Annotated in this window: 20 protein-coding genes and 1 pseudogene; 8 read left to right on the forward strand and 13 right to left on the reverse strand. The window is 51.0% G+C overall.

The features are described from left to right. From C4F37_RS17390 to pspA, 9 genes are all read right to left on the reverse strand, one after another. Nucleotides 1-843 (reverse strand): carbohydrate ABC transporter permease, encoded by an 843-nt coding sequence (locus C4F37_RS17390; RefSeq protein WP_001538707.1) that lies wholly within the window; start codon nt 841-843, stop codon nt 1-3. Next, the gene (locus C4F37_RS17395) at nt 830-1,711 is read right to left on the reverse strand and encodes a carbohydrate ABC transporter permease (protein ID WP_001773899.1); all 882 of its coding nucleotides are present in this window, start codon (nt 1,709-1,711) and stop codon (nt 830-832) included. Before C4F37_RS17395 ends, C4F37_RS17390 begins: the two co-directional genes overlap by 14 nt. A gap of 20 nt (nt 1,712-1,731) precedes the next feature. Beyond that, the gene (locus tag C4F37_RS17400) at nt 1,732-3,024 is read right to left on the reverse strand and encodes an ABC transporter substrate-binding protein (RefSeq protein ID WP_001538705.1); all 1,293 of its coding nucleotides are present in this window, start codon (nt 3,022-3,024) and stop codon (nt 1,732-1,734) included. A 13-nt stretch (nt 3,025-3,037) separates the two neighbouring features. Further along, on the reverse strand, nt 3,038-4,717 hold the full coding sequence (gene ycjM / locus C4F37_RS17405; protein WP_106106713.1) for a glucosylglycerate phosphorylase: 1,680 nt from the start codon (nt 4,715-4,717) through the stop codon (nt 3,038-3,040). A gap of 209 nt (nt 4,718-4,926) precedes the next feature. Beyond that, nucleotides 4,927-5,241: a thiosulfate sulfurtransferase PspE gene (gene pspE, locus C4F37_RS17410; RefSeq protein WP_000473128.1), complete on the reverse strand. Its 315-nt coding sequence runs from the start codon at nt 5,239-5,241 to the stop codon at nt 4,927-4,929. A 74-nt stretch (nt 5,242-5,315) separates the two neighbouring features. Further along, nucleotides 5,316-5,537 carry a phage shock protein PspD gene (pspD, locus tag C4F37_RS17415; protein WP_001295585.1) on the reverse strand — a complete coding sequence of 74 codons (222 nt, stop codon included), beginning with the start codon at nt 5,535-5,537 and terminating at the stop codon, nt 5,316-5,318. Between the two features lie 8 nt (nt 5,538-5,545). Next, nucleotides 5,546-5,905, reverse strand: a complete 360-nt coding sequence (gene pspC, locus C4F37_RS17420; protein ID WP_000907391.1) for an envelope stress response membrane protein PspC — start codon at nt 5,903-5,905, stop codon at nt 5,546-5,548. Further along, the gene (pspB, locus tag C4F37_RS17425) at nt 5,905-6,129 is read right to left on the reverse strand and encodes an envelope stress response membrane protein PspB (protein ID WP_001274960.1); all 225 of its coding nucleotides are present in this window, start codon (nt 6,127-6,129) and stop codon (nt 5,905-5,907) included. Before pspB ends, pspC begins: the two co-directional genes overlap by 1 nt. A gap of 53 nt (nt 6,130-6,182) precedes the next feature. Next, entirely contained in the window at nt 6,183-6,851 is a 669-nt protein-coding gene (gene pspA, locus C4F37_RS17430) for a phage shock protein PspA (RefSeq protein ID WP_000511015.1), read from the reverse strand. A gap of 166 nt (nt 6,852-7,017) precedes the next feature. Between pspA and pspF the strand changes: the two genes are divergently transcribed. The 8 genes and pseudogenes from pspF to sapF all read left to right on the forward strand — a co-directional run bounded on the left by pspF (nt 7,018) and on the right by sapF (nt 14,262). Beyond that, nucleotides 7,018-7,995: a phage shock protein operon transcriptional activator gene (gene pspF, locus C4F37_RS17435; protein WP_001538703.1), complete on the forward strand. Its 978-nt coding sequence runs from the start codon at nt 7,018-7,020 to the stop codon at nt 7,993-7,995. A 185-nt stretch (nt 7,996-8,180) separates the two neighbouring features. Further along, nucleotides 8,181-8,288: pseudogene (locus tag C4F37_RS27905) on the forward strand (hypothetical protein); the annotation flags it as partial. Nucleotides 8,289-8,421: 133 nt separating this feature from the next. Next, nucleotides 8,422-8,667 carry a YmjA family protein gene (locus C4F37_RS17445; protein WP_001015099.1) on the forward strand — a complete coding sequence of 82 codons (246 nt, stop codon included), beginning with the start codon at nt 8,422-8,424 and terminating at the stop codon, nt 8,665-8,667. A 312-nt stretch (nt 8,668-8,979) separates the two neighbouring features. After that, nucleotides 8,980-10,623 (forward strand): ABC transporter substrate-binding protein SapA, encoded by a 1,644-nt coding sequence (sapA, locus tag C4F37_RS17455; protein ID WP_001250202.1) that lies wholly within the window; start codon nt 8,980-8,982, stop codon nt 10,621-10,623. Next, complete coding sequence (gene sapB, locus C4F37_RS17460; protein WP_000583271.1) at nt 10,620-11,585, forward strand: putrescine export ABC transporter permease SapB; 966 nt, start codon at nt 10,620-10,622, stop codon at nt 11,583-11,585. Before sapA ends, sapB begins: the two co-directional genes overlap by 4 nt. Then, a complete protein-coding gene (gene sapC / locus C4F37_RS17465; protein WP_001146163.1) occupies nt 11,572-12,462 on the forward strand; it encodes a peptide ABC transporter permease SapC in 891 nt (296 codons plus the stop codon). Before sapB ends, sapC begins: the two co-directional genes overlap by 14 nt. Continuing rightward, a complete protein-coding gene (sapD, locus tag C4F37_RS17470; protein ID WP_001128858.1) occupies nt 12,462-13,454 on the forward strand; it encodes a peptide ABC transporter ATP-binding protein SapD in 993 nt (330 codons plus the stop codon). Before sapC ends, sapD begins: the two co-directional genes overlap by 1 nt. A gap of 1 nt (nt 13,455) precedes the next feature. Continuing rightward, nucleotides 13,456-14,262, forward strand: coding sequence for a peptide ABC transporter ATP-binding protein SapF (gene sapF / locus C4F37_RS17475; protein ID WP_000573407.1), 807 nt, complete (start codon nt 13,456-13,458; stop codon nt 14,260-14,262). A gap of 47 nt (nt 14,263-14,309) precedes the next feature. Here the strand turns inward: sapF and C4F37_RS17480 are convergent, their stop codons facing one another. From C4F37_RS17480 to C4F37_RS17495, 4 genes are read right to left on the reverse strand one after another with little or no spacing between them, the layout of a single operon-like run. Continuing rightward, nucleotides 14,310-15,473 carry a multidrug effflux MFS transporter gene (locus tag C4F37_RS17480; RefSeq protein ID WP_000135019.1) on the reverse strand — a complete coding sequence of 388 codons (1,164 nt, stop codon included), beginning with the start codon at nt 15,471-15,473 and terminating at the stop codon, nt 14,310-14,312. An 8-nt stretch (nt 15,474-15,481) separates the two neighbouring features. Next, nucleotides 15,482-16,855, reverse strand: a complete 1,374-nt coding sequence (locus C4F37_RS17485; protein WP_001538702.1) for an efflux transporter outer membrane subunit — start codon at nt 16,853-16,855, stop codon at nt 15,482-15,484. Between the two features lie 3 nt (nt 16,856-16,858). Then, nucleotides 16,859-19,966: an efflux RND transporter permease subunit gene (locus tag C4F37_RS17490; protein WP_001538701.1), complete on the reverse strand. Its 3,108-nt coding sequence runs from the start codon at nt 19,964-19,966 to the stop codon at nt 16,859-16,861. Further along, entirely contained in the window at nt 19,966-21,093 is a 1,128-nt protein-coding gene (locus C4F37_RS17495; protein WP_001538700.1) for an efflux RND transporter periplasmic adaptor subunit, read from the reverse strand. The genes C4F37_RS17490 and C4F37_RS17495 overlap by 1 nt, the downstream gene beginning before the upstream one ends. Nucleotides 21,094-21,138 lie beyond the last annotated feature (45 nt).

Below are 21,138 nucleotides of genomic sequence, written 5' to 3' on the forward strand. Positions count from 1 at the left end.
TTAGCCCTTCACGCCACCGGCGGTCAAACCACTCTTAATAAAACGCTCCGAAAGCGCATACATAATCACCACCGGCAATGCGGTCACCAGCGAGGCCGCCATCATCCGTCCCCAGATGTAATCAGGCGTACTGAACAGCGCGTTCAGGCCGACTGGTAAGGTGAAATTGCTGGCGCTGGAGAGGAAAATCGACGCAAACAGATAGTCGTTCCATGCCACCATAAAGCAGTAGACGAATACGGATATCAGCCCGGACATCGCCAGGGGCACGGTGATACGGAAGATGATTTGCAGACGGTTGAGGCCATCCATCATCGCCGCTTCTTCGATCTCATCAGGGATGGTGTCGAAGTAGCTTTTCAGCATAAACACGGCGGTGGGCAGGGTTTGCGTTACCATGGTGATGATCAGCGCCATCTCGGTGTCGTATATGCCAAGCGCGGTGATGATTTTGAACAGCGGCACCACCAGCAAAATGCCGGAGAACATATACACCGTGTAAAAGCTGGCGTTGATGGTCATCCGCCCTTTAAAGCGCAGGCGGGAAAGCGCGTAAGCCCCGAGAATGCCGAGAAATACCGCCACCACGGATGAAACCACAGACACCACCAGACTGTTACGGAAGTAGTCGACAAACGGGAAAATCATCGGGTTAAAAATGTCGACGTAATGCTCCAGCGTCCACTGCTGTGGCAGCAGCGTAGGATGCAGCGAGATCGCCTCTTTTGCGCTCTTGAACGAGGTCATCAGCATCACAAAAAACGGAAACAGCATGATGATGAGAAACAGCGCCAGCCCGCAGTAAAAACCGATGCGACTGAGTGTGCGTTTATTTGTTGCCATTGAGGTTCACCCGTTTCCTGGTCAGCAGAATGACAGCGAAAATAATGATGAAGAGCACCACCGAGATCGCCGCCGCTTTCCCTAGGTCATTAAAGGCAAAGGCGGTTTTGTAGAGATAGACACCGAGAATAACGACCTTGGTCGTCAGCAGATAAACATCCGCGAACATGTAGAACATCCAGATGGTGCGCAGGGTCACCACCGTCGCCAGGACCGGCATAATCGCGGGCAGCGTGACGATACGAAACCGTTGCCAGGCATTAGCGCCATCCATCTCTGCCGCTTCGTACAGCGATTTGTCGATGGTCTGCAAAATCGCCAGAAACGAAATAAAGGCATAGGGGAAGTAGCGCCAGATGGCGAACAGCACCACCAGCACAAAGCTACTGCCCGGATTATCGAACCACAGCGGTGCCTGCTCATAGAGATGCAGAAGATCGACGCCGAGGTAGTTCACAATGCCGTAACCGTTGTTGAACATGTATTTCCAGGCGAACACCAGCGAAATAGACGGCGTTACGTAGGAGAGGAGCACCAGCGAACGCGCGGTTTTGCGCAGGCGGAACTCGCGGTTGAAAAACATCGCCACGGCCAGCCCGAGCACGGTGCTGCCCGCCACCACCAGTGTGGTATACCAGACCGTCATCCACAGCGAGTGCCAGAAGCCGGGATCGGAGAGAATACGCACGTAGTTGCTTACCCCAACAAACGTTGACTCGATGTTGGGATTGAGCGGCAGACGTAAAAAACTGATTTCGATATTCGACACCATTGGCCACGCCACCAGACCGCCCAGCAGTAATAAGCTGGGCGCGAGAAGCAGCAGCGCAAAGGGCATATCGGAACGACCTGAAAAAAGCCTGTTCATTGCGGATTCCTGTCCTGGGTTTAGCGCTGTTCAACCAACTCATCCAGCTTTTTCTGGCTCGTTTGCAGCGTGGTAGAGAGGTCGGCTTTACCCACGGTGACGTTATGCACCATGGAGCTCACCACGCCAGAACCCGTCACATCGCCCATGCGGGTAAAATTTTTATCCCCTACTGCGCCAAAGACCTGAATATTTGGCAGTTCGCTGATTAACTGATTTGGCAATTCTCCCAGCGCCTTAATAACGTCGTTGTCTTTCCAGGTGGCGGTAGTGACAACCGCTTTGTTCACCGGCAGCGCCGCGCCTGGCGACATCATCACCCAGTCGGCAATGTTGTCTGCCTGCTCCATAAAGGTGACAAATTTTTCAGCCGCTTCGGTCTCTTCGCTCTTTTGCCCGGCGGTAATGGTCAGCGAGGTCAACATGCCGTAGACCGCAGAGTTTTTCTCGGTGGGTACAACGAAACCAACGTTTTTCGGATCGCCCTCTTTAATCACAGCCGGAAGGATATAGGTGGAGTAAATCGCCATCGGCGCGGTGCCGTTCATAAAAGCGTCTTTCACTTCCATGATGTCGTTAGAACCTGGCATGGTGTTGGCAGCAAGGTTGCGGTAATAGGTCAGCGCCTGCATCATCTCTGGTGTATCAAGGGTGATTTTGCCTTCGGCGTTAAAGACGTTAGCCTGATTGGATAACGCAAACTGGGAGAAAGACTGTTCCGTCAACACGCTTTCTGCTGTAGGCAGCGCAATACCGTATTTTTTATTCGCCGGGTCATTCAGTTTCTGTGCAACGTCCAGCAATTGCTGCCAGTTTTTTGGCTCCTCCAGCCCAGCTTTTGCCAGCACATCTTTGCGATACCAGATCCCGCCAATCCATGCGCTGACAGGAACACCGGTCCAGGCGCTGCCATCTTCGGTGCGCACAATCCGCAGTACGCCATCGTAGAACGCGCCTTCACCGACGTTGCTGATGACCGTGGCAACCGCCTGGCGATCGATAAGCTGCTCTTTGTCCATCACTTTGGCGTAGTCATGGCTGGTTTCGATCACTTCCGGCAGCGAACCGCTACGTGAAAGGGTAATGACTTTGGTGTTATAGGCGTCTTCTTCCACGGGCACTTGTTTTACGGTGATACCTGGGTTTTCTTTTTCAAAACGGGCAATCAATTTGCTGATGACGGCCTGGCGCTCCTGCTCCACCGAAGAATGCATAAATTCGATGGATACATTATTTTTATTTTCTTCTTTACAGCCTGAAATCAGGGCGCAGGAAACCAGTGCTGATAACAGCACGATTTTTGATTTAATCATGAGATGTTCCTTTTTATTTAATCCACATAACCTGCCAGGGGCGCAGCGTTATTTCATTACCCACTATATCAACTTCACTAATCAGATCCCGACCGTGCAGGTCAGTAATATTTATATGCTGAATATTTTCACTGACATTAAACAATCCTGTCAGACAATTACCATCCGCGTTGCTTCTTTGAATACACATTACGGATGAATTAACCGTGTCGATGGTAAAATCATTATCCGGATGAAACTCGTTATGACTGCAACGAAGTGTAATTAAACGCGACAACTTATAATATATCGAATACCTTAATGTCGCTTTATTGTTCAGTTCTGTCGTTATCTCTTTACTAGAGTATTTTTTACGGTTAATCGCACGATTATATCCAAGTTTTTCGACACCTGCGTAATCATTACGCGACCCCAGAATGCTTTGAATATATATCGCTGGCACACCGGGGAAACTTAACAAAATCGCATGGGCGAGAATAAACCTGGCACACCGTTCTTCATCGCTACTCTCGCGGCGGCTTAACGCATCCATATAGGTGACATTTATTTCATACGGGCTACGCGTACCGTCGGGATTATTTTTCCAGTTTACTAATGCACCTTCCTGCTGTAATGCCTCGACCAGCGCTAATATTTCGCTTTCTGGTAACAAGCCACGCAGTGGGTTCAGCCCGATGCCATCGTGAGAGGCGAGGAAGTTAAACCAGGTGGTGTTGCTGGAAGGTAGTGTCAGGTTTTGCGCCCACGCACAAAGCGCCTCAACGTTCTGTTTTTGCACCGCATGCAGCACCAGCGGCGGCAGCGAGAACTGGTACACCATATGTGCTTCGTCATCGCCTTCGCCAAAGTAAGCAATGTTGTCTTTATGCGGAACATTGGTCTCGGTAATGATCACTGTGCCTGGCGCGACGTTATCAATAATCGACCGTAACAGTTTGATAATCAGATGTGTTTTTTCCAGATGGATGCAGCTTGTTCCCGGCTCTTTCCACATAAAGCCAACGGCATCCAGACGGACGTATTCCGCGCCCTTTTCCAGGTAACACAGCAATATATCCACCATCGCCAGCAACACTTCAGGGCTACGGTAATTGAGGTCAATTTGATCGTCGCTAAAGGTGGTCCATAAATGGCGCGTGGAATTATCATCCATTTGAAACGGTGTTAATAGCGGTAACGCACGCGGACGGGTGACGGCGCTGAGATCGGTTTGCGGATCAACGGCAATAAAAAAATCTTCAAAACCTGGATGCTGTTGTAAATAGTTTTTAAACCATTCACTTCTTGCCGACATATGGTTGCAGACAAAATCAAACATTAAATGACTGCATTCACCGAGTTGCTGAATATCCTGCCACTCCCCCGCTTCACTGGCGACCTGATGATAATCAATTACCGAAAACCCATCATCAGATGACCATGGATAAAAAGGTAATAAATGAACATGTGAAAAAATGCTTTGCAGCCATTGATGGTAAAACTGATTAAATGTGGGTAGTGGTTTTAAATCATTACTGTGAAATTGATCGGCATAGGTGATTAACACGACATCACTTTCATCCCAGTGTTTTTTACGTCGCTGTGTAATTAATCGTTTCGCACTCTCAAGACGCGTTACAAGTTTCTGTAAATGAGTTGCGGTAAATGTTCCACCGTAGATTTCGTCCAGGTAATCCGTAATTTTCTGTTTCATGTTGCCTTTCCGTGGTAGCGGTCCCATGAAACGAGAGACTACTCCGCATAAAATAAACTGTCAATTGAGCTCAAGGGGTTTAGTCACGCAGGAAATCTTTTTTTACCTGGGAAAAAGCGTATTTGTGAGCTAACGCAAATAATCTATGGGGATGTAAATAGGGTGTGACAGAAAAAACGGCGCATAAGCGCCGCTCATGGTGAATTCTTTTAACCTTTGACCTTCGGCATTGCGATGTCTTTCAGGCCACCGGCGTTCTCAACGTGGGTATATCCCATCTCGCTAAGGATCTCTTTTGCCTGCCCTGACTGGCGTCCGGCATTGCAATACACTTTCACGGTGTCGTTTTTATCCGGAACGGCGGTGGCAATGCGCTCTTTCACTTCCTTCAAGGGAATATTGATGGCCCCCTGAACGTGTTCTTGCTGATACTGCTCTGGAACACGAACATCGATCCAGTGTTCAGCGGCGAAAACGGGCAGTGAAAACACCAGTGTCAGAGCGAGTAAGCCTTTTTTAAACATGTAAGCGTCCTTCTATGGATGAAAATTGCTATCCATTATACGCCTGAGATTTAACCATTTTTGCGAAACTCCCCTCACCTTTTATAACGCTGCGCCAGTTTATTGGCAGCCCGACTTAACAGCGGTTCCAGCGCCACAGCCAGCAACATTTTCAGCGGTCGGCGAGCAACTGATTTTATCGCCCAGCCCGCCACACCCGCCGGGCCATAGCGCAGCGCGGTTAGAAGTACCAGCTTGCCTGCTAATTTGAACCCAGGCTTCACCTTTTGCCCGGCCTGTTGCCAGCGAGTATTCATAACTTTCCTCACAGTTGACGGAAACGGCTACGCAGCGTGAAAGTGTCGGAAGTGACATAACGTTCCATCTCGCGTAAACGCGTTTCACTTGCCGCCAGTTCACGGTCGACTTCATCCAGCAATTCGCTGCTGGAAGGTAGCTGCTCACCAAAGACCATGTTGTCCGGCATTGGATCAAGCGCAAATGACAAAATGATGTAAGCAACCAGGGTAAACAGCGCCAGACCGAAGAAAATCGACAGCACCACCAGGATACGCACCAGTTTTACCGGTACATCAAAATAGTTGGCAATCCCGGCGCAGACGCCACGGACCATGCCCTGCTGCGGAATACGCCATAATTTTTTATTGAGATTAATGCCCGCCATTAGCGATCCCTCCAGTTCGGATGTTCTGCATCAAGAATGGATTCCAGCGCCTGAATACGCTCGCGCATCCGTTTTGCTTCATCAGCCAGTTGCGCTAATCGCTGCTGCTCACTTTGCGGCAATTCACTGCGACCGGAACGATTGCTGTAATGCAGCCATAACCAGATCGGTAAAACAAACAGCACAAAAATGGTTAACGGAATAGCCAGAAATAGCGCGCTCATAAGTACTCCTTAGACGATGAGCGGCGGCGCGTTCGGACGCCGCCTGGATGTTATTATTGATTGTCTTGCTTCATTTTGGCTTTTAATTGTGCCAGTTGCTCGCTGATTGCATCATCGGCTTTCAGTTCGGCAAACTGATCGTCCAGCGATTTTTGTTTACCGAAGCTGTGGCTTTCTGCTTCCGCTTCCATCTGGTCGATACGGCGTTCGAAAGATTCGAAACGAGCCATTGCTTCATCCAGTTTGCCACTGTCCAGCTGACGACGCACATCGCGCGACGAGTTTGCCGCCTGATGGCGTAACATCAATGCCTGCTGGCGAGCGCGTGTTTCGCTCAATTTGTTTTCCAGCTCGCCGATCTCTTTCTTCATACGCACTAGCGTATCGTCCACCAGCGTCACTTCATGTTCCAGGCTCTTAATCAGATCGGTCAGTTTCTGTTTTTCAATTAACGCCGCACGCGCCAGATCTTCTCTATCTTTCAGCAGTGCCAGTTCCGCTTTTTCCTGCCATTCAATTTCACGCGCCGACGCTTGTTCAATACGACGAGTCAGCTGTTTCTTTTCTGCCAGCGCACGCGCCGAAGTAGAACGTACTTCAACCAATGTATCTTCCATCTCTTGGATCATCAGACGCACCAGTTTCTGTGGATCTTCCGCTTTCTCTAACAGAGCGTTGATGTTGGCATTCACGATGTCGGCAAAGCGAGAAAAAATACCCATAATGTTGTCCTCTTGATTTCTGCGTTCAGGATTGTCCTGCTGAACTATTAATACAATTTGCGTGCCAATTTTTTATCTTTTTGATTTATAAAGATCTGATTGAAGAATCAACAGCAACATGCCAGGATGAATTAGCGAATTACACTAATAAGTGGCGAATTTCATCATGGCAGAATACAAAGATAATTTACTTGGTGAGGCAAACAGCTTTCTCGAAGTGCTGGAACAGGTTTCGCATCTCGCACCGCTGGACAAACCGGTGCTCATCATCGGCGAGCGCGGCACAGGTAAAGAGCTGATTGCCAGCCGTCTGCATTATCTCTCCTCCCGTTGGCAGGGGCCGTTTATTTCCCTTAACTGCTCGGCGTTAAATGAAAATCTGCTGGATTCCGAACTGTTTGGTCACGAAGCGGGGGCGTTTACCGGTGCGCAAAAACGTCATCCTGGGAGATTTGAACGTGCCGATGGCGGTACGCTATTTCTTGATGAACTCGCTACGGCACCGATGATGGTACAGGAGAAATTATTGCGCGTGATTGAGTACGGTGAACTGGAGCGCGTTGGCGGCAGCCAGCCATTGCAGGTGAATGTGCGGTTGGTATGCGCGACGAATGCCGATCTCCCGGCGATGGTCAATGAAGGTACTTTTCGCGCTGACCTGCTCGACCGGCTGGCTTTCGATGTAGTGCAACTGCCGCCCCTGCGCGAGCGCGAAAGCGACATTATGCTGATGGCAGAACACTTTGCCATTCAGATGTGTCGGGAAATCAAGCTGCCTCTGTTCCCGGGGTTTACGGAGCGCGCCAGAGAAACATTGCTGAATTATCGCTGGCCGGGAAATATTCGTGAATTGAAAAACGTGGTGGAACGTTCAGTGTATCGCCACGGCACCAGCGATTATCCGCTTGATGACATCATTATTGATCCCTTTAAACGCCGTCCATCTGAAGAAGCCATCGCCGTTTCAGAAAACACTTCGCTTCCGACGCTGCCACTGGATTTACGCGAGTTTCAGATGCAGCAGGAAAAAGAACTGCTTCAGGTCAGCTTGGAACAAGGGAAGTATAACCAGAAGCGCGCCGCTGAATTGCTGGGGTTAACCTATCATCAGTTCCGCGCGTTGTTGAAAAAGCACCAGATTTAGCGAAGTTGGGCAATACAACTTGCCGGATGCAGCGTGAACGCTTTATCCGGCATACATAATCAATACGTCGTTTGCAGGCCTGATAAGCGCTGCGCATCAGGCATTATTGCGTTAACCCTGCTTCTGCGTATTAATCTCTCAGCGCATCCTGCAAAATTTTCATTGCCGCATCGAATTGCGCAACCGGGATGGTATGGGCTTCGTTAGGCGGCGCATATTTGTGGTATTTGATCCGCCGCTATCGCAAAGTGCCGTTGTATGATGGCGACAGAACGCCGGTGAACGAAACGTAATAGTAGAATGCGTGGCGCATTATCCTGCCTGAGGGTAATGCACCGCGCCATTAACTATAAAAATATGTATGACCCGGATCACGAGTGCTATCATCCGCCTTTATGCTTAGCGCATTAACCCCAGGGGCAAATAATGAACCACGATATCCCGCTAAAATATTTTGATATTGCCGATGAGTACGCGACCGAATGCGCAGAGCCTGTCGCAGACGCTGAACGCACACCACTGGCCCACTACTTCCAGTTACTGCTCACCCGTTTGATGAACAATGAAGAGATCAGTGAAGAAGCCCAACATGAAATGGCTGCTGAAGCGGGGATTAATCCCGTACGCATTGATGAGATCGCAGAGTTTTTGAATCAATGGGGTAATGAGTAATTATTTAATTGCAGACTATCGGTCAGTATCGTTGCCCGGATAAAGCGTTCGCGCCGCATCCGGCTAAAAATGACACGCACAGCAGCGTGCTTTAATGGGTTTCTCACGATCGTACCGCTCTGCTCCTCGCTAAGTTGTTCTGTGAGTTATAGTTATAAAGAAATCACGGGTACGAATGTTGAACTGATGGCGACGCCACCTGTTCAATGACCAACCACACGGCCCTCATTACGACCTCTGAACACAAACGGTAATGGCAAATGTCATTAAATATTAGTAAGATAGCCTCTTTACATAAAATCCCTTAATATTATGCGCCAGGTATTATCGTCTCTTTTGGTGATTGCTGGACTTGTGAGTGGTCAGGCAATCGCCGCGCCTGAATCCCCCCCGCATGCTGATATCCGCGACAGCGGTTTTGTCTATTGCGTCAGCGGGCAAGTCAACACCTTTAACCCATCCAAAGCGAGCAGTGGGTTAATTGTCGATACCCTTGCCGCCCAGTTTTATGATCGACTGCTGGATGTCGATCCCTATACCTATCGCCTGATGCCGGAACTTGCCGAAAGCTGGGAAGTACTCGACAACGGCGCGACCTATCGCTTCCACCTGCGTCGCGATGTTCCGTTTCAAAAAACCGACTGGTTTACTCCCACTCGTAAAATGAATGCCGATGATGTGGTGTTTACCTTCCAACGGATTTTTGACCGCAACAACCCGTGGCATAACGTCAACGGCAGTAACTTCCCCTATTTCGACAGTCTGCAATTTGCCGATAACGTGAAAAGCGTCCGCAAGCTGGATAATCATACCGTTGAGTTCCGTCTCGCCCAGCCGGATGCTTCTTTTTTGTGGCACCTGGCGACCCATTATGCTTCGGTCATGTCGGCAGAATATGCAGGGAAGTTAGAGAAAGAAGATCGCCAGGAGCAACTCGACCGTCAACCGGTCGGCACCGGTCCGTATCAGTTGTCGGAATACCGCGCCGGGCAATATATTCGCTTACAACGTCATGATGATTTCTGGCGTGGTAAGCCGTTGATGCCACAAGTGGTGGTGGATTTAGGCTCTGGCGGTACAGGACGATTGTCGAAACTCCTGACCGGGGAGTGCGACGTTCTGGCCTGGCCTGCTGCCAGTCAGCTATCCATTTTGCGTGACGACCCACGCTTGCGTTTAACGCTGCGTCCTGGGATGAATGTCGCCTATCTGGCATTCAACACCGCCAAACCGCCGCTAAATAATCCGGCGGTCCGCCATGCGCTGGCACTGGCGATTAATAACCAGCGCCTGATGCAATCCATCTATTATGGTACGGCTGAAACGGCTGCCTCTATTTTACCGCGCGCCTCGTGGGCCTATGACAACGAGGCTAAAATTACTGAATACAATCCAGCAAAATCGCGCGAACAGTTGAAGGCGTTGGGGCTGGAAAACTTAACGCTGAAACTGTGGGTGCCCACACGTTCGCAGGCGTGGAACCCCAGTCCACTGAAAACCGCCGAACTGATTCAGGCGGATATGGCACAGGTTGGCGTAAAAGTGGTGATTGTGCCGGTAGAAGGTCGTTTTCAGGAGGCGCGGTTGATGGATATGAGCCATGATCTGACGTTATCCGGTTGGGCGACGGACAGTAACGACCCGGACAGTTTCTTCCGTCCGTTACTGAGCTGCGCGGCAATTCATTCACAGACCAACCTCGCCCACTGGTGCGATCCGAAATTCGACAGCGTATTGCGTAAGGCGCTCTCTTCGCAGCAGCTGGCGGCGCGTATTGAAGCCTATGACGAAGCGCAAAGTATTCTGGCGCAGGAATTACCTATTCTGCCGCTGGCGTCGTCATTGCGTTTGCAGGCCTATCGGTATGATATCAAAGGTCTGGTACTTAGCCCGTTTGGTAACGCCTCCTTTGCTGGGGTGTATCGCGAGAAACAGGATGAGGTGAAAAAGCCATGATTATCTTCACCTTACGCCGTATTTTGTTATTGATTGTGACCTTGTTCCTGCTGACCTTCGTTGGCTTCAGCTTGAGCTATTTCACCCCACATGCGCCGTTACAAGGCGCGTCACTGTGGAATGCCTGGGTGTTCTGGTTTAACGGCCTGATCCACTGGGATTTTGGTGTTTCCAGCATTAACGGTCAACCGATTGCCGAACAGTTAAAAGAGGTCTTCCCGGCGACGATGGAACTGTGCATCCTCGCCTTCGGTTTTGCGCTGATTGTTGGCATCCCCGTAGGAATGATTGCCGGGATTACGCGCCATAAGTGGCAGGATAACTTGATCAACGCCATCGCCTTACTGGGCTTTTCAATCCCGGTGTTCTGGCTGGCGCTTCTGCTGACGCTGTTTTGTTCACTCACACTAGGTTGGTTGCCCGTTTCTGGGCGTTTCGATTTGCTCTACGAAGTGAAACCGATTACCGGTTTTGCGTTGATTGATGCCTGGCTTTCGGACTCACCGTGGCGGGATGAAATGATCATTAGCGCAATCCGTCATATGGTATTGCCCGTGATCACCCTGTCGGTTGCGCCAACAACTGAAGTGATCCGACTAATGCGTATCAGCACTATCGAAGTGTATGACCAGAATTATGTAAAAGCGGCGGCGACCCGCGGTTTGTCACGCTTTACTATTTTGCGTCGCCACGTTCTGCATAACGCGTTACCTCCGGTTATTCCTCGCCTGGGCTTACAGTTTTCTACCATGCTGACGCTGGCGATGATCACCGAAATGGTTTTTAGCTGGCCGGGTTTAGGGCGCTGGTTAATTAACGCCATCCGCCAGCAGGATTACGCAGCCATTTCCGCCGGAGTGATGGTGTGTGGCTCACTGGTCATTATTGTTAACGTGATTTCTGATATTTTGGGTGCCATGGCTAACCCTCTGAAACATAAGGAATGGTATGCCTTACGATAGCGTATACAGCGAAAAGCGCCCGCCGGGCACGCTGCGTACCGCCTGGCGCAAATTTTATAGTGACGCCTCTGCGATGGTCGGCCTGTACGGCTGTGCGGGGCTGGCTGTACTGTGTATTTTTGGCGGCTGGTTTGCGCCTTACGGCATCGACCAGCAATTTCTCGGTTATCAATTATTGCCGCCGTCATGGTCGCGCTATGGCGAAGTTTCTTTCTTCCTGGGGACTGACGACCTCGGACGCGATGTTTTAAGCCGTTTACTGAGCGGAGCTGCGCCAACCGTAGGTGGCGCATTTGTGGTGACGCTTGCCGCGACGATCTGTGGCCTGGTACTGGGCACCTTCGCCGGGGCGACCCACGGCCTACGCTCAGCGGTGCTTAACCATATTCTGGATACCTTACTGGCGATCCCTTCGCTGCTGCTGGCAATTATCGTTGTAGCGTTTGCCGGACCGAGTTTGTCTCACGCCATGTTTGCTGTCTGGCTGGCGCTGCTGCCGCGTATGGTACGTTCGATTTACAGCATGGTGCATGACGAACTGGAAAAAGAGTACGTTATCGCCGCCCGTCTGGATGGCGCATCAACGCTGAATATTCTCTGGTTTGCTGTGATGCCCAACATCACCGCCGGGCTGGTCACCGAGATCACCCGCGCACTGTCGATGGCAATTCTCGATATCGCCGCGCTGGGCTTTCTCGATCTCGGCGCACAACTCCCCTCACCTGAATGGGGCGCGATGCTCGGTGATGCGCTGGAACTGATTTATGTCGCCCCATGGACTGTCATGCTGCCAGGTGCGGCAATTATGATTAGCGTGCTGTTGGTTAACCTCCTTGGCGACGGTGTCCGTCGTGCAATTATTGCGGGGGTGGAATAATGCCATTACTCGATATTCGTAACCTGACCATTGAATTTAAAACCGGTGATGAGTGGGTTAAAGCCGTCGACCGCGTAAGTATGACCTTAACCGAAGGTGAAATCCGCGGTCTTGTTGGCGAATCCGGTTCCGGCAAAAGTTTGATTGCTAAAGCGATTTGTGGGGTGAATAAAGATAACTGGCGTGTTACTGCTGACCGTATGCGTTTTGATGATATCGATTTGCTGCGTCTCTCCGCACGCGAACGGCGCAAGCTGGTTGGTCACAACGTGTCGATGATTTTCCAGGAACCACAGTCGTGTCTTGACCCTTCAGAACGTGTGGGTCGCCAGTTGATGCAAAACATCCCTGCCTGGACCTATAAAGGCCGTTGGTGGCAGCGTTTTGGCTGGCGCAAACGCCGTGCCATTGAACTGCTGCACCGCGTGGGGATTAAAGATCACAAAGATGCGATGCGCAGTTTTCCCTATGAGTTGACCGAAGGTGAATGTCAGAAAGTGATGATAGCCATTGCACTGGCGAATCAACCGCGTCTGCTAATTGCTGACGAACCGACCAACTCAATGGAGCCAACAACCCAGGCGCAAATCTTTCGCCTGCTGACGCGTCTCAACCAAAACAGCAATACCACTATTTTGCTTATCAGCCATGACTTACAAATGCTTAGCCAATGGGCGGATAAAATTAACGTGCTTTACTGCGGTCAAACGGTGGAAACCGCGCCGAGTAAGGAGTTGGTGACGATGCCACACCATCCTTATACCCAGGCGCTGATCCGCGCGATACCAGACTTCGGCAGCGCGATGCCGCATAAAAGTCGCCTCAATACGCTGCCCGGCGCTATCCCGCTGCTGGAACAGTTACCGATTGGTTGTCGTCTGGGGCCACGTTGCCCGTATGCACAACGAGAATGCATTGTGACGCCACGTTTGACGGGGGCGAAAAATCATCTCTATGCCTGTCATTTCCCGCTGAACATGGAGAAAGAGTGAGATGATCGAAACGCTACTTGAAGTGCGTAATTTAAGTAAAACGTTCCGCTACCGGACCGGCTGGTTTCGTCGTCAGACCGTAGAAGCGGTAAAACCCTTGAGCTTTACGCTACGTGAAGGCCAGACACTGGCGATTATCGGCGAGAATGGTTCGGGTAAATCCACGCTGGCAAAAATGCTGGCGGGAATGATAGAACCTACCAGCGGCGAGTTATTGATTGACGATCATCCGCTGCATTTTGGCGATTATTCCTTCCGCAGTCAGCGTATTCGCATGATTTTTCAGGATCCTTCCACCTCGTTGAATCCCCGTCAACGTATCTCGCAAATTCTGGATTTTCCACTGCGCCTGAACACCGACCTGGAACCGGAACAGCGTCGCAAACAGATTATTGAAACGATGCGTATGGTTGGGCTGCTACCGGATCACGTCAGTTACTATCCGCATATGTTAGCACCCGGGCAAAAACAGCGTCTGGGTCTGGCGCGCGCGCTGATATTGCGCCCAAAAGTCATTATTGCCGATGAAGCCCTCGCCTCACTGGATATGTCGATGCGTTCGCAGTTGATTAATCTGATGCTGGAGTTACAGGAAAAACAGGGCATTTCGTATATTTATGTTACCCAGCATATCGGAATGATGAAGCACATTAGCGACCAGGTGCTGGTGATGCATCAGGGCGAGGTTGTCGAGCGAGGCAGCACCGCAGATGTGCTGGCATCGCCGCTGCATGAACTCACCAAACGGCTGATCGCCGGTCATTTTGGCGAAGCATTGACGGCGGATGCGTGGCGTAAGGACCGTTAGTGTTTTGCACCTCATCCTGACAGGCCCCCCTCAGGATGAGGTGTTCATTACTTTTGATTGTCGATTCTGGTGAGAGCAACCAGCAATGCCAGCGTATAACACACCGTAATTGCCAGACTCATTTTTAACAGTGTTTCTCCGCCAATTCCCGACAATGGCGCGGCTATACCGCCGAAGACAAACATGCTCATCCCCATCAACGCAGACGCCGTTCCAGATTCCTGCGTCCCTACTGCACTCATAGCCTCTGCCCCGCCAACAGTGCCGATGCCGCTACAAAATGCGATGGTGAAAAATAATGCCACCAGTGCCGGAATGGGCAATTGTGTCCATGCGCATAAGACCGTGAGCAATGCACACAAAATTGCCGCTATCAGGCCACCTCGCAACAATGTCATCGCGTTAATCCGTCGCGCCAGGCGCGAGAAGATCCATGAAGCAATGATAAGTCCGATGCCGTTAAGGCCAAACACCAGGCTAAATTGCATTGGACTAAAGCCAAATTCCTTCTGCAACACGAACGACGAAGAGCCGATATATGCAAACAAACCGGCCAGCATAAAACTTTGAATCAGGCAAAAGCGCATAAAACGGCGGTTCTGCACCACGCTTCGTCCGGTTAATAGCAATGATGAGCCCCTTTTATTTTCTGGCAAGGTCTCATTAATAAATAACAGGCAGCCCAGCAACAGTACGGTGCTAATTTCAGCCATTACCCAGAATAAAGTGCGCCAGTCAAAAGTGCTAACAATGTACCCGCCCAGCACTGGCGACAACACCGGTGCCAGGCCATTCACCGTCATTAACAGCGCAAAAAACTGGGTCAACGTTACTCCCTGATATTTGTCACGAGCAATAGAACGAGAGAGCACCGAACCACCCGCCCCCGCGATCCCTTGAATAAAACGCCAGACCACCAGCCAGTAAATATTGTTCGTTGTCGCGCACAAAATGGAAGAAACAATAAACAATAGCAACGACAAGATTAACGGACGTTTACGCCCTATTTTGTCGCTCAGAGGGCCAAATAACAGTTGTCCGACGCCAAGACCAATCAGTGATGCGGTCAGGGTTAATTGCGTTATGGTCGTGGTTGCCGCCAGTTGCTCAGACATCTCCGGCAAAGCCGGCAAATAAAGATCAGTACACATCGGGCCGATACCGGCTAAAAGACCAAGAATCAATGCCCATGAAAGAGAGACTCTAGCCATATTATTCCTTACTTGAGTGATGACATGCCGCCGCCCAGCGACTGCCAGAGCGTGATTCGGTTTGTAAAATCAGTCAGTTGCAGTGCCAGCAGCTCCTGCTGTGCGCTCCACAAGCTGCGCTGCGCCGTCAACACGGTCAGGTAATCACCAACACCCGCCTGATAGCGACGCAAGCCAACATCGACCGTTTGTTGTTCAGCTTTAACATACTGGCGCTGTGCATCCAGTTGCTCTTCAAGCGTGGTCCGCCGCGCCAGTGCGTTAGCGACATCTTTAAATGCGCTCTGAACGGTTTTTTCATAGGTGGCAATGAGTCCACGCTTTTGTGCTTCTGCGTAACGAAGCTGCGCCAGATTACTTCCGCCAGTAAACAGCGGTAATGTGACCGATGGCGCAAATGACCAGATCTGCATTCCGTGGCTGAACAACGACGACAACGCGTCACTGCCAACACCGGCACTGGCAGTCAGCGAAATCGTCGGGAAAAAGTTAGCCCGCGCCGCGCCAATATCTGCATTGGCGCTCTTCAAATTATGTTCCGCTTCCTGGATATCCGGGCGACGCAGCAGAACATCAGATGATACTCCCGCAGGAACCAGACTTATCATTTGTTCCGGCAGGCTTTCCAGTGTTCCCGGTAGCAGATTTTCCGCAAGCGTTGTACCTGCCAGTAAGTTCAGCGCATTTTTATCCTGCATCACTTGTGTCTGATAGCTGGCAACGCTGGCGCGCGCTTGCTGATAAACACTCATCGCCTCACTGACATCTGTCGCTGCCGCCGTGCCAACCTGTTGCTGGCGCTGGATAATTTTCAATGAGTTTTCTGCACTGGCCATCGTTTCTTTTGCCAGGGCCAGGTTGCTGTTATCAGCCGCCAGTGTCAGCCAGGCGGTGCTGATTTCAGCAATCAGCGTTAAACGAGTGTTCTGGGCTGTAAATTCACTGGCAAGCCAGGTTTCCCGCGCCGCCCGAGATAAACTCTGATTACGACCAAACAGATCTAACGTATAACTGGACACCGTGCCGTCAGCCTCGGCAGTTGTTCCCGTACCATTCGCCAGCGAACGACTGCGAGTCGAACTTAAGGCCGCATTCACCGTCGGAAATAACGACGCATTAGTTTGCCCAAAGAGCGCCCGTGCTGAGTCAATATCAGCAATCGCTTTTTGCACATCGCGGTTACTGTTCAGTGCAATGGTTACTACCTGCTGCAATCGGGGATCGTGGATCACCTGCTGCCAGTCATGGCTGATTGCCTTCCCCTGGCCCTGTGCTCCCGGCAAGGTCGCCGGGATTGGGGATTCAGGCGTACTGTAGTGAGGATCGAGCGAGACACATCCCGCACTCAACAACACCAGAAAAATAAGAGAACGACGCAACATAACTTACTCCTGACGGCGCGGTTTACCGGCAAACAAACGTTTCACCAGTACAAAAAACAGAGGAACGAAGAAAATGGCCAGTAATGTAGCGGTCAGCGTGCCGCCAATAATGCCCGTACCAATGGCGATGCGGCTGTTCGCCCCTGCGCCGGTTGCTATCGCCAGCGGCATTACCCCCGCAATAAACGCCAGCGAGGTCATGATGATTGGGCGTAAACGAGTCTGCGCCGCGCGTAATGCCGCACGACTCAAGGAATAGCCCTCTGCAACCGCCGCTTCAGCAAATTCCACAATCAGAATGGCGTTTTTCGACGACAAGCCGATAGTGGTTAATAGCGCCACCTGGAAGTAAACATCGTTGTTTAAATCACGCATCCAGGCCGCCAGCGCCGCGCCAAGAAGCCCCAGAGGGATCACCAGAATGACCGAGAACGGGACTGACCAGCTTTCGTACAGTGCTGCAAGGCAGAGGAAAACCACCAGAATAGAAACTACATACAGACTTAATGCCTGACCGCTGGCCAGTTTCTCCTGCAATGACAAACCACTCCAGGCCCAGGTTGTTCCCGCAGGAAGACTGTTTGCCAGTTCCTCCATTTTTGTCATTGCATCGCCGGAACTAAAGCCAGTCGCGTTTTCGCCCTGAATTTCATAGGCTGCCGAGCCGTTGTAGCGCACCAGTCTTTCCGGTCCATACAGCCAGCGGGTGGTCGCAAAAGCAGAGAATGGTGTCATGGCGTTATCGCTACCGCGCACAAACCATTTACCTAAGTCTGACGGCGCGGAACGAAATTCGCTGTCGCCCTGAATGTAGACTTTTTTCACACGACCACGGTCAATAAAGTCATTCACATAAGTACCGCCCCACGCACTGGACAGGGTGTCGGTGACATCATTCAAACTCAACCCTAATGACACCGCTTTATTGCTATCAATATCTACCTGCAATTGCGGCATTTGTGGCAAATCATTGGCGCGTACAGAATGTAACTCCGGACTTTGATTCGCTTTTTCTATCAACTGATTACGCATTTGCAGCAGTGTTTCACGATCGGTTCCACCGTTAGCTAACAATTCAAACGTAAAACCATTGCTTTGCCCCAGCCCATCAACGGCTGGCGGCGTCATCGCAAATACCGTGGCATCACGAATTGTGCCCAGCTCTTTGGTTGCCCGTAGGGCGATAGCCTGGGCGGTGTTTTCTGCCCCTTTACGTTGAGACCAGTTTTTCAACGAAACAAACGCCATCCCGGTGTTCTGTCCGCTGCCGCTAAAACTGAAACCATCAACGGTAAAGATGACATCGGTATTTGCTTTCTCGTTAATCAGGAACCAGTCAACAATCTGGCGATTCACTTCTGCTGTACGGGCAGCGGTCGCCCCGGCCGGCAGCGTGTACTGCACCATGATTTCGCCCTGGTCTTCAGTGGGTAAGAAACTGCCCGGCAGTTTCCACATCATCAGAGCCATTCCACCGCCCAGCACGACATAAAGCCCCATCGTTCGGGCTGCACGGCGCAGGACATAAATTACGCCTCGCTGATATTTATCTTCAGTACGGCGATAAAAGCGGTTAAATGCGCCGAAAAAGCCTTTTTTATGTGGCGGAACATGCTGGAGGACGGAACCGCACAGGGCGGGAGTCAAGGTCAATGCCACCACCACGGAAAGCAGCATTGCGGAGATGATGGTGATGGAGAACTGGCGATAAATTACGCCCGTAGATCCCCCAAAGAAGGCCATCGGCAGGAATACGGCTGACAACACCAGCGCAATGGCAACCAGTGCGCCAGAAATCTCGCCCATTGATTTTTCCGTGGCTTCACGCGCGGGCAACCCTTCGTCACGCATAATGCGTTCGACGTTCTCTACCACCACAATGGCATCGTCCACCAGCAAGCCGATCGCCAGCACCATTGCAAACAACGTCAGGGTATTAATCGAATAGCCAAACAACGCAAGAACGCCGAATGTGCCCAGCAAAACGACGGGGACAGCTAACGCCGGAATCAGTGTGGCACGCAGGTTTTGCAGGAATAAATACATCACGCAAACCACCAATACGATGGCTTCAAACAGCGTCTGAATTACATCCTCTACGGAGATTTTAATAAATTCAGTGCTGTCTTTCGGGTATGCGATGTCGTATCCCTGCGGCATGTTCCGCTGGAATTCGGCAATCTTATCCTTGACCAGCGTCGCCGTATTCAGCGCATTCGCACCGGGCGAAAGCATTACAGCAACCCCGGCAGACGGGTGACCGTTAAGTTTGCCAATAGCGGTATAATCTTCACTGCCCATCTCAACGCGAGCCACATCTTTTATACGAACAACTGCGCCGTCTGACTGGCTTTTCACGATAATATTTTTGAACTGATCCACCGTCTGCAAACGAGACTGCGCACGTACCGTTGCGGTCAGTTGCTGAGTATCCGGTGAAGGCAATGCCCCTATTTTCCCGGCAGTAACCTGCACGTTTTGCGCTTCAATAGCACTTTGCACGTCTGAAGGCATCAGCGAGTAAGACGCCAGTTTGGCCGGGTCGAGCCAGATGCGCATAGCGTATTCCGCGCCAAAGACTTGCAGACTCCCCACACCTTCAACACGCGCCAGCGGGTCCTGAACGTTACTGACCAGCCAGTCGGCGATATCCGAACTGGAGGCTTTGTCAGTGGTGTCATACACGGCAGCAATCAGCAAAAAGTTGCTTTGTGACTTCTCCACCGTAACACCCGTTTGCTGCACTTCGCTGGGTAGGCGCGACTCCGCCTGCTGAATTTTATTCTGCACCTGAACCTGTGCAGTATCTGGATCGGTACCTTGTTCAAAGGTCACATTAATACTGACCGAACCATCAGAGCTACTGGTTGAGCTGAAATAGAGTAAATTATCAAGCCCAGTGAGTTGTTGCTCGATAACCTGAGTCACGCTGTTCTCCAGCGTTTCGGCAGAAGCACCAGTATAAGTGGCTGAAATTTTAATGGTCGGCGGTGCAACGTCAGGATATTGCGCGACGGGCAATGTGCGAATAGCCAGAATCCCCGCCAACATAATCAAAATGGCGATAACCCAGGCAAAGACTGGGCGGCGAACAAAAAAGCGCGAAAACATCAGGCATTGCCTCCATTAGCCTGAACTTCAACAGCCTTGACGGTCTGCCCTGAAGTGACTTTGGCAGAACCTTCAACAATCAGTCGGTCGCCGTTGTGCAGGCCGTTCAGCACCAGCCATTTATCACCATACGTTTCTCCCGTTTCGAGCGTTCGCTGCTCTACTTTATTGTCTTTATTCACCACCAGCGCATTTGCATTGCCTTTAGCATCGCGCGTAACGCCCTGTTGAGGCGCGAGAATAGCGTTTTCCATCACGCCTTCATCGACACGAGCGCGAACAAACATTCCCGGTAATAACTGCTGTTGTGGATTGGGGAAAATTGCCCGTAATGTCACCGAACCGGTAGACTCATCTACAGCGACTTCGGTGAGTTCCAGACGCCCTTTTTCGCTGTAGGTTGTGCCATCTTCCAGAATAAGTGAGACGCTCATGGTGTCACTGTTGGTCGCCAGTGACTGTTTACGCAGACGTAATAAATCGACACTGGAGCGAGTGAGGTCGACATACATTGTATCCAGACCACGAATAGTCGTTAACGCTGTATCTTGCGACGCGGTCACCAGTGCGCCAGGGGTTACCGACGAAATGCCAATGCGCCCTGAAATCGGTGCGGTTACCGTGGTCCAGTCAAGATTAATGCGCGCAGTTTCCAGTGCGGCTTTTTTCGCCTCTACACTGGCTTTATCTTGTGCACAGGTAGACTGAGCATCATCAGCATCCTGTTGTGAAACACCGTTCTCTTTCACCAGTCGGGCATAACGCTGCGCTTTCTGGCAATCGGCTTTTACCAGTGCCTGTGCTTGTTGTAATGCTGCCCGGGCTTCATTCCATGCAGCCTGATAACTGGCCGCATCAATCTGGTAGAGAGGCTGTCCAGCCTTGACCAGATCACCTTCCTTAAATAAGCGTTTCTGGATAATTCCCCCAACCTGCGGACGTACTTCAGCACTGAGCGCAGCACTGGTGCGTCCGGTTAATTCACTGACTACCGAAACCGGTTGAGATTTGAGTGTAACAACGCCGACTTCTGTTTCTGACGGGGATGAATTGTTACTTTGCGTATGCGTATTATCACAACCCGATAAGAGCAGCATTGCCACTACAGATGTTGCTATATACTTCATTATTTTCTCCAGGGTGAGAAATACCCTCCTCATTGAAATTAATGA

It is taken from the genome of Escherichia sp. R1 (genome assembly GCF_003000935.1).
GTDB classification, from domain to species: domain Bacteria; phylum Pseudomonadota; class Gammaproteobacteria; order Enterobacterales; family Enterobacteriaceae; genus Escherichia; species Escherichia coli.

What these genes read in the sequence shown, in the direction of transcription:
- C4F37_RS17395 (WP_001773899.1), bottom strand. Translation starts at nt 1,711, where the DNA reads ATGAACAGGCTTTTTTCAGGTCGTTCCGATATGCCCTTTGCGCTGCTG.
- C4F37_RS17490 (WP_001538701.1), bottom strand. Translation starts at nt 19,966, where the DNA reads ATGTTTTCGCGCTTTTTTGTTCGCCGCCCAGTCTTTGCCTGGGTTATC.
- pspD (WP_001295585.1), bottom strand. Translation starts at nt 5,537, where the DNA reads ATGAATACTCGCTGGCAACAGGCCGGGCAAAAGGTGAAGCCTGGGTTC.
- C4F37_RS17390 (WP_001538707.1), bottom strand. Translation starts at nt 843, where the DNA reads ATGGCAACAAATAAACGCACACTCAGTCGCATCGGTTTTTACTGCGGG.
- C4F37_RS17400 (WP_001538705.1), bottom strand. Translation starts at nt 3,024, where the DNA reads ATGATTAAATCAAAAATCGTGCTGTTATCAGCACTGGTTTCCTGCGCC.
- pspA (WP_000511015.1), bottom strand. Translation starts at nt 6,851, where the DNA reads ATGGGTATTTTTTCTCGCTTTGCCGACATCGTGAATGCCAACATCAAC.
- C4F37_RS17485 (WP_001538702.1), bottom strand. Translation starts at nt 16,855, where the DNA reads ATGTTGCGTCGTTCTCTTATTTTTCTGGTGTTGTTGAGTGCGGGATGT.
- sapB (WP_000583271.1), top strand. Translation starts at nt 10,620, where the DNA reads ATGATTATCTTCACCTTACGCCGTATTTTGTTATTGATTGTGACCTTG.
- pspC (WP_000907391.1), bottom strand. Translation starts at nt 5,905, where the DNA reads ATGGCGGGCATTAATCTCAATAAAAAATTATGGCGTATTCCGCAGCAG.
- pspF (WP_001538703.1), top strand. Translation starts at nt 7,018, where the DNA reads ATGGCAGAATACAAAGATAATTTACTTGGTGAGGCAAACAGCTTTCTC.
- sapC (WP_001146163.1), top strand. Translation starts at nt 11,572, where the DNA reads ATGCCTTACGATAGCGTATACAGCGAAAAGCGCCCGCCGGGCACGCTG.
- sapA (WP_001250202.1), top strand. Translation starts at nt 8,980, where the DNA reads ATGCGCCAGGTATTATCGTCTCTTTTGGTGATTGCTGGACTTGTGAGT.
- pspB (WP_001274960.1), bottom strand. Translation starts at nt 6,129, where the DNA reads ATGAGCGCGCTATTTCTGGCTATTCCGTTAACCATTTTTGTGCTGTTT.
- C4F37_RS17445 (WP_001015099.1), top strand. Translation starts at nt 8,422, where the DNA reads ATGAACCACGATATCCCGCTAAAATATTTTGATATTGCCGATGAGTAC.
- C4F37_RS17495 (WP_001538700.1), bottom strand. Translation starts at nt 21,093, where the DNA reads ATGAAGTATATAGCAACATCTGTAGTGGCAATGCTGCTCTTATCGGGT.
- ycjM (WP_106106713.1), bottom strand. Translation starts at nt 4,717, where the DNA reads ATGAAACAGAAAATTACGGATTACCTGGACGAAATCTACGGTGGAACA.
- C4F37_RS17480 (WP_000135019.1), bottom strand. Translation starts at nt 15,473, where the DNA reads ATGGCTAGAGTCTCTCTTTCATGGGCATTGATTCTTGGTCTTTTAGCC.
- pspE (WP_000473128.1), bottom strand. Translation starts at nt 5,241, where the DNA reads ATGTTTAAAAAAGGCTTACTCGCTCTGACACTGGTGTTTTCACTGCCC.
- sapF (WP_000573407.1), top strand. Translation starts at nt 13,456, where the DNA reads ATGATCGAAACGCTACTTGAAGTGCGTAATTTAAGTAAAACGTTCCGC.
- sapD (WP_001128858.1), top strand. Translation starts at nt 12,462, where the DNA reads ATGCCATTACTCGATATTCGTAACCTGACCATTGAATTTAAAACCGGT.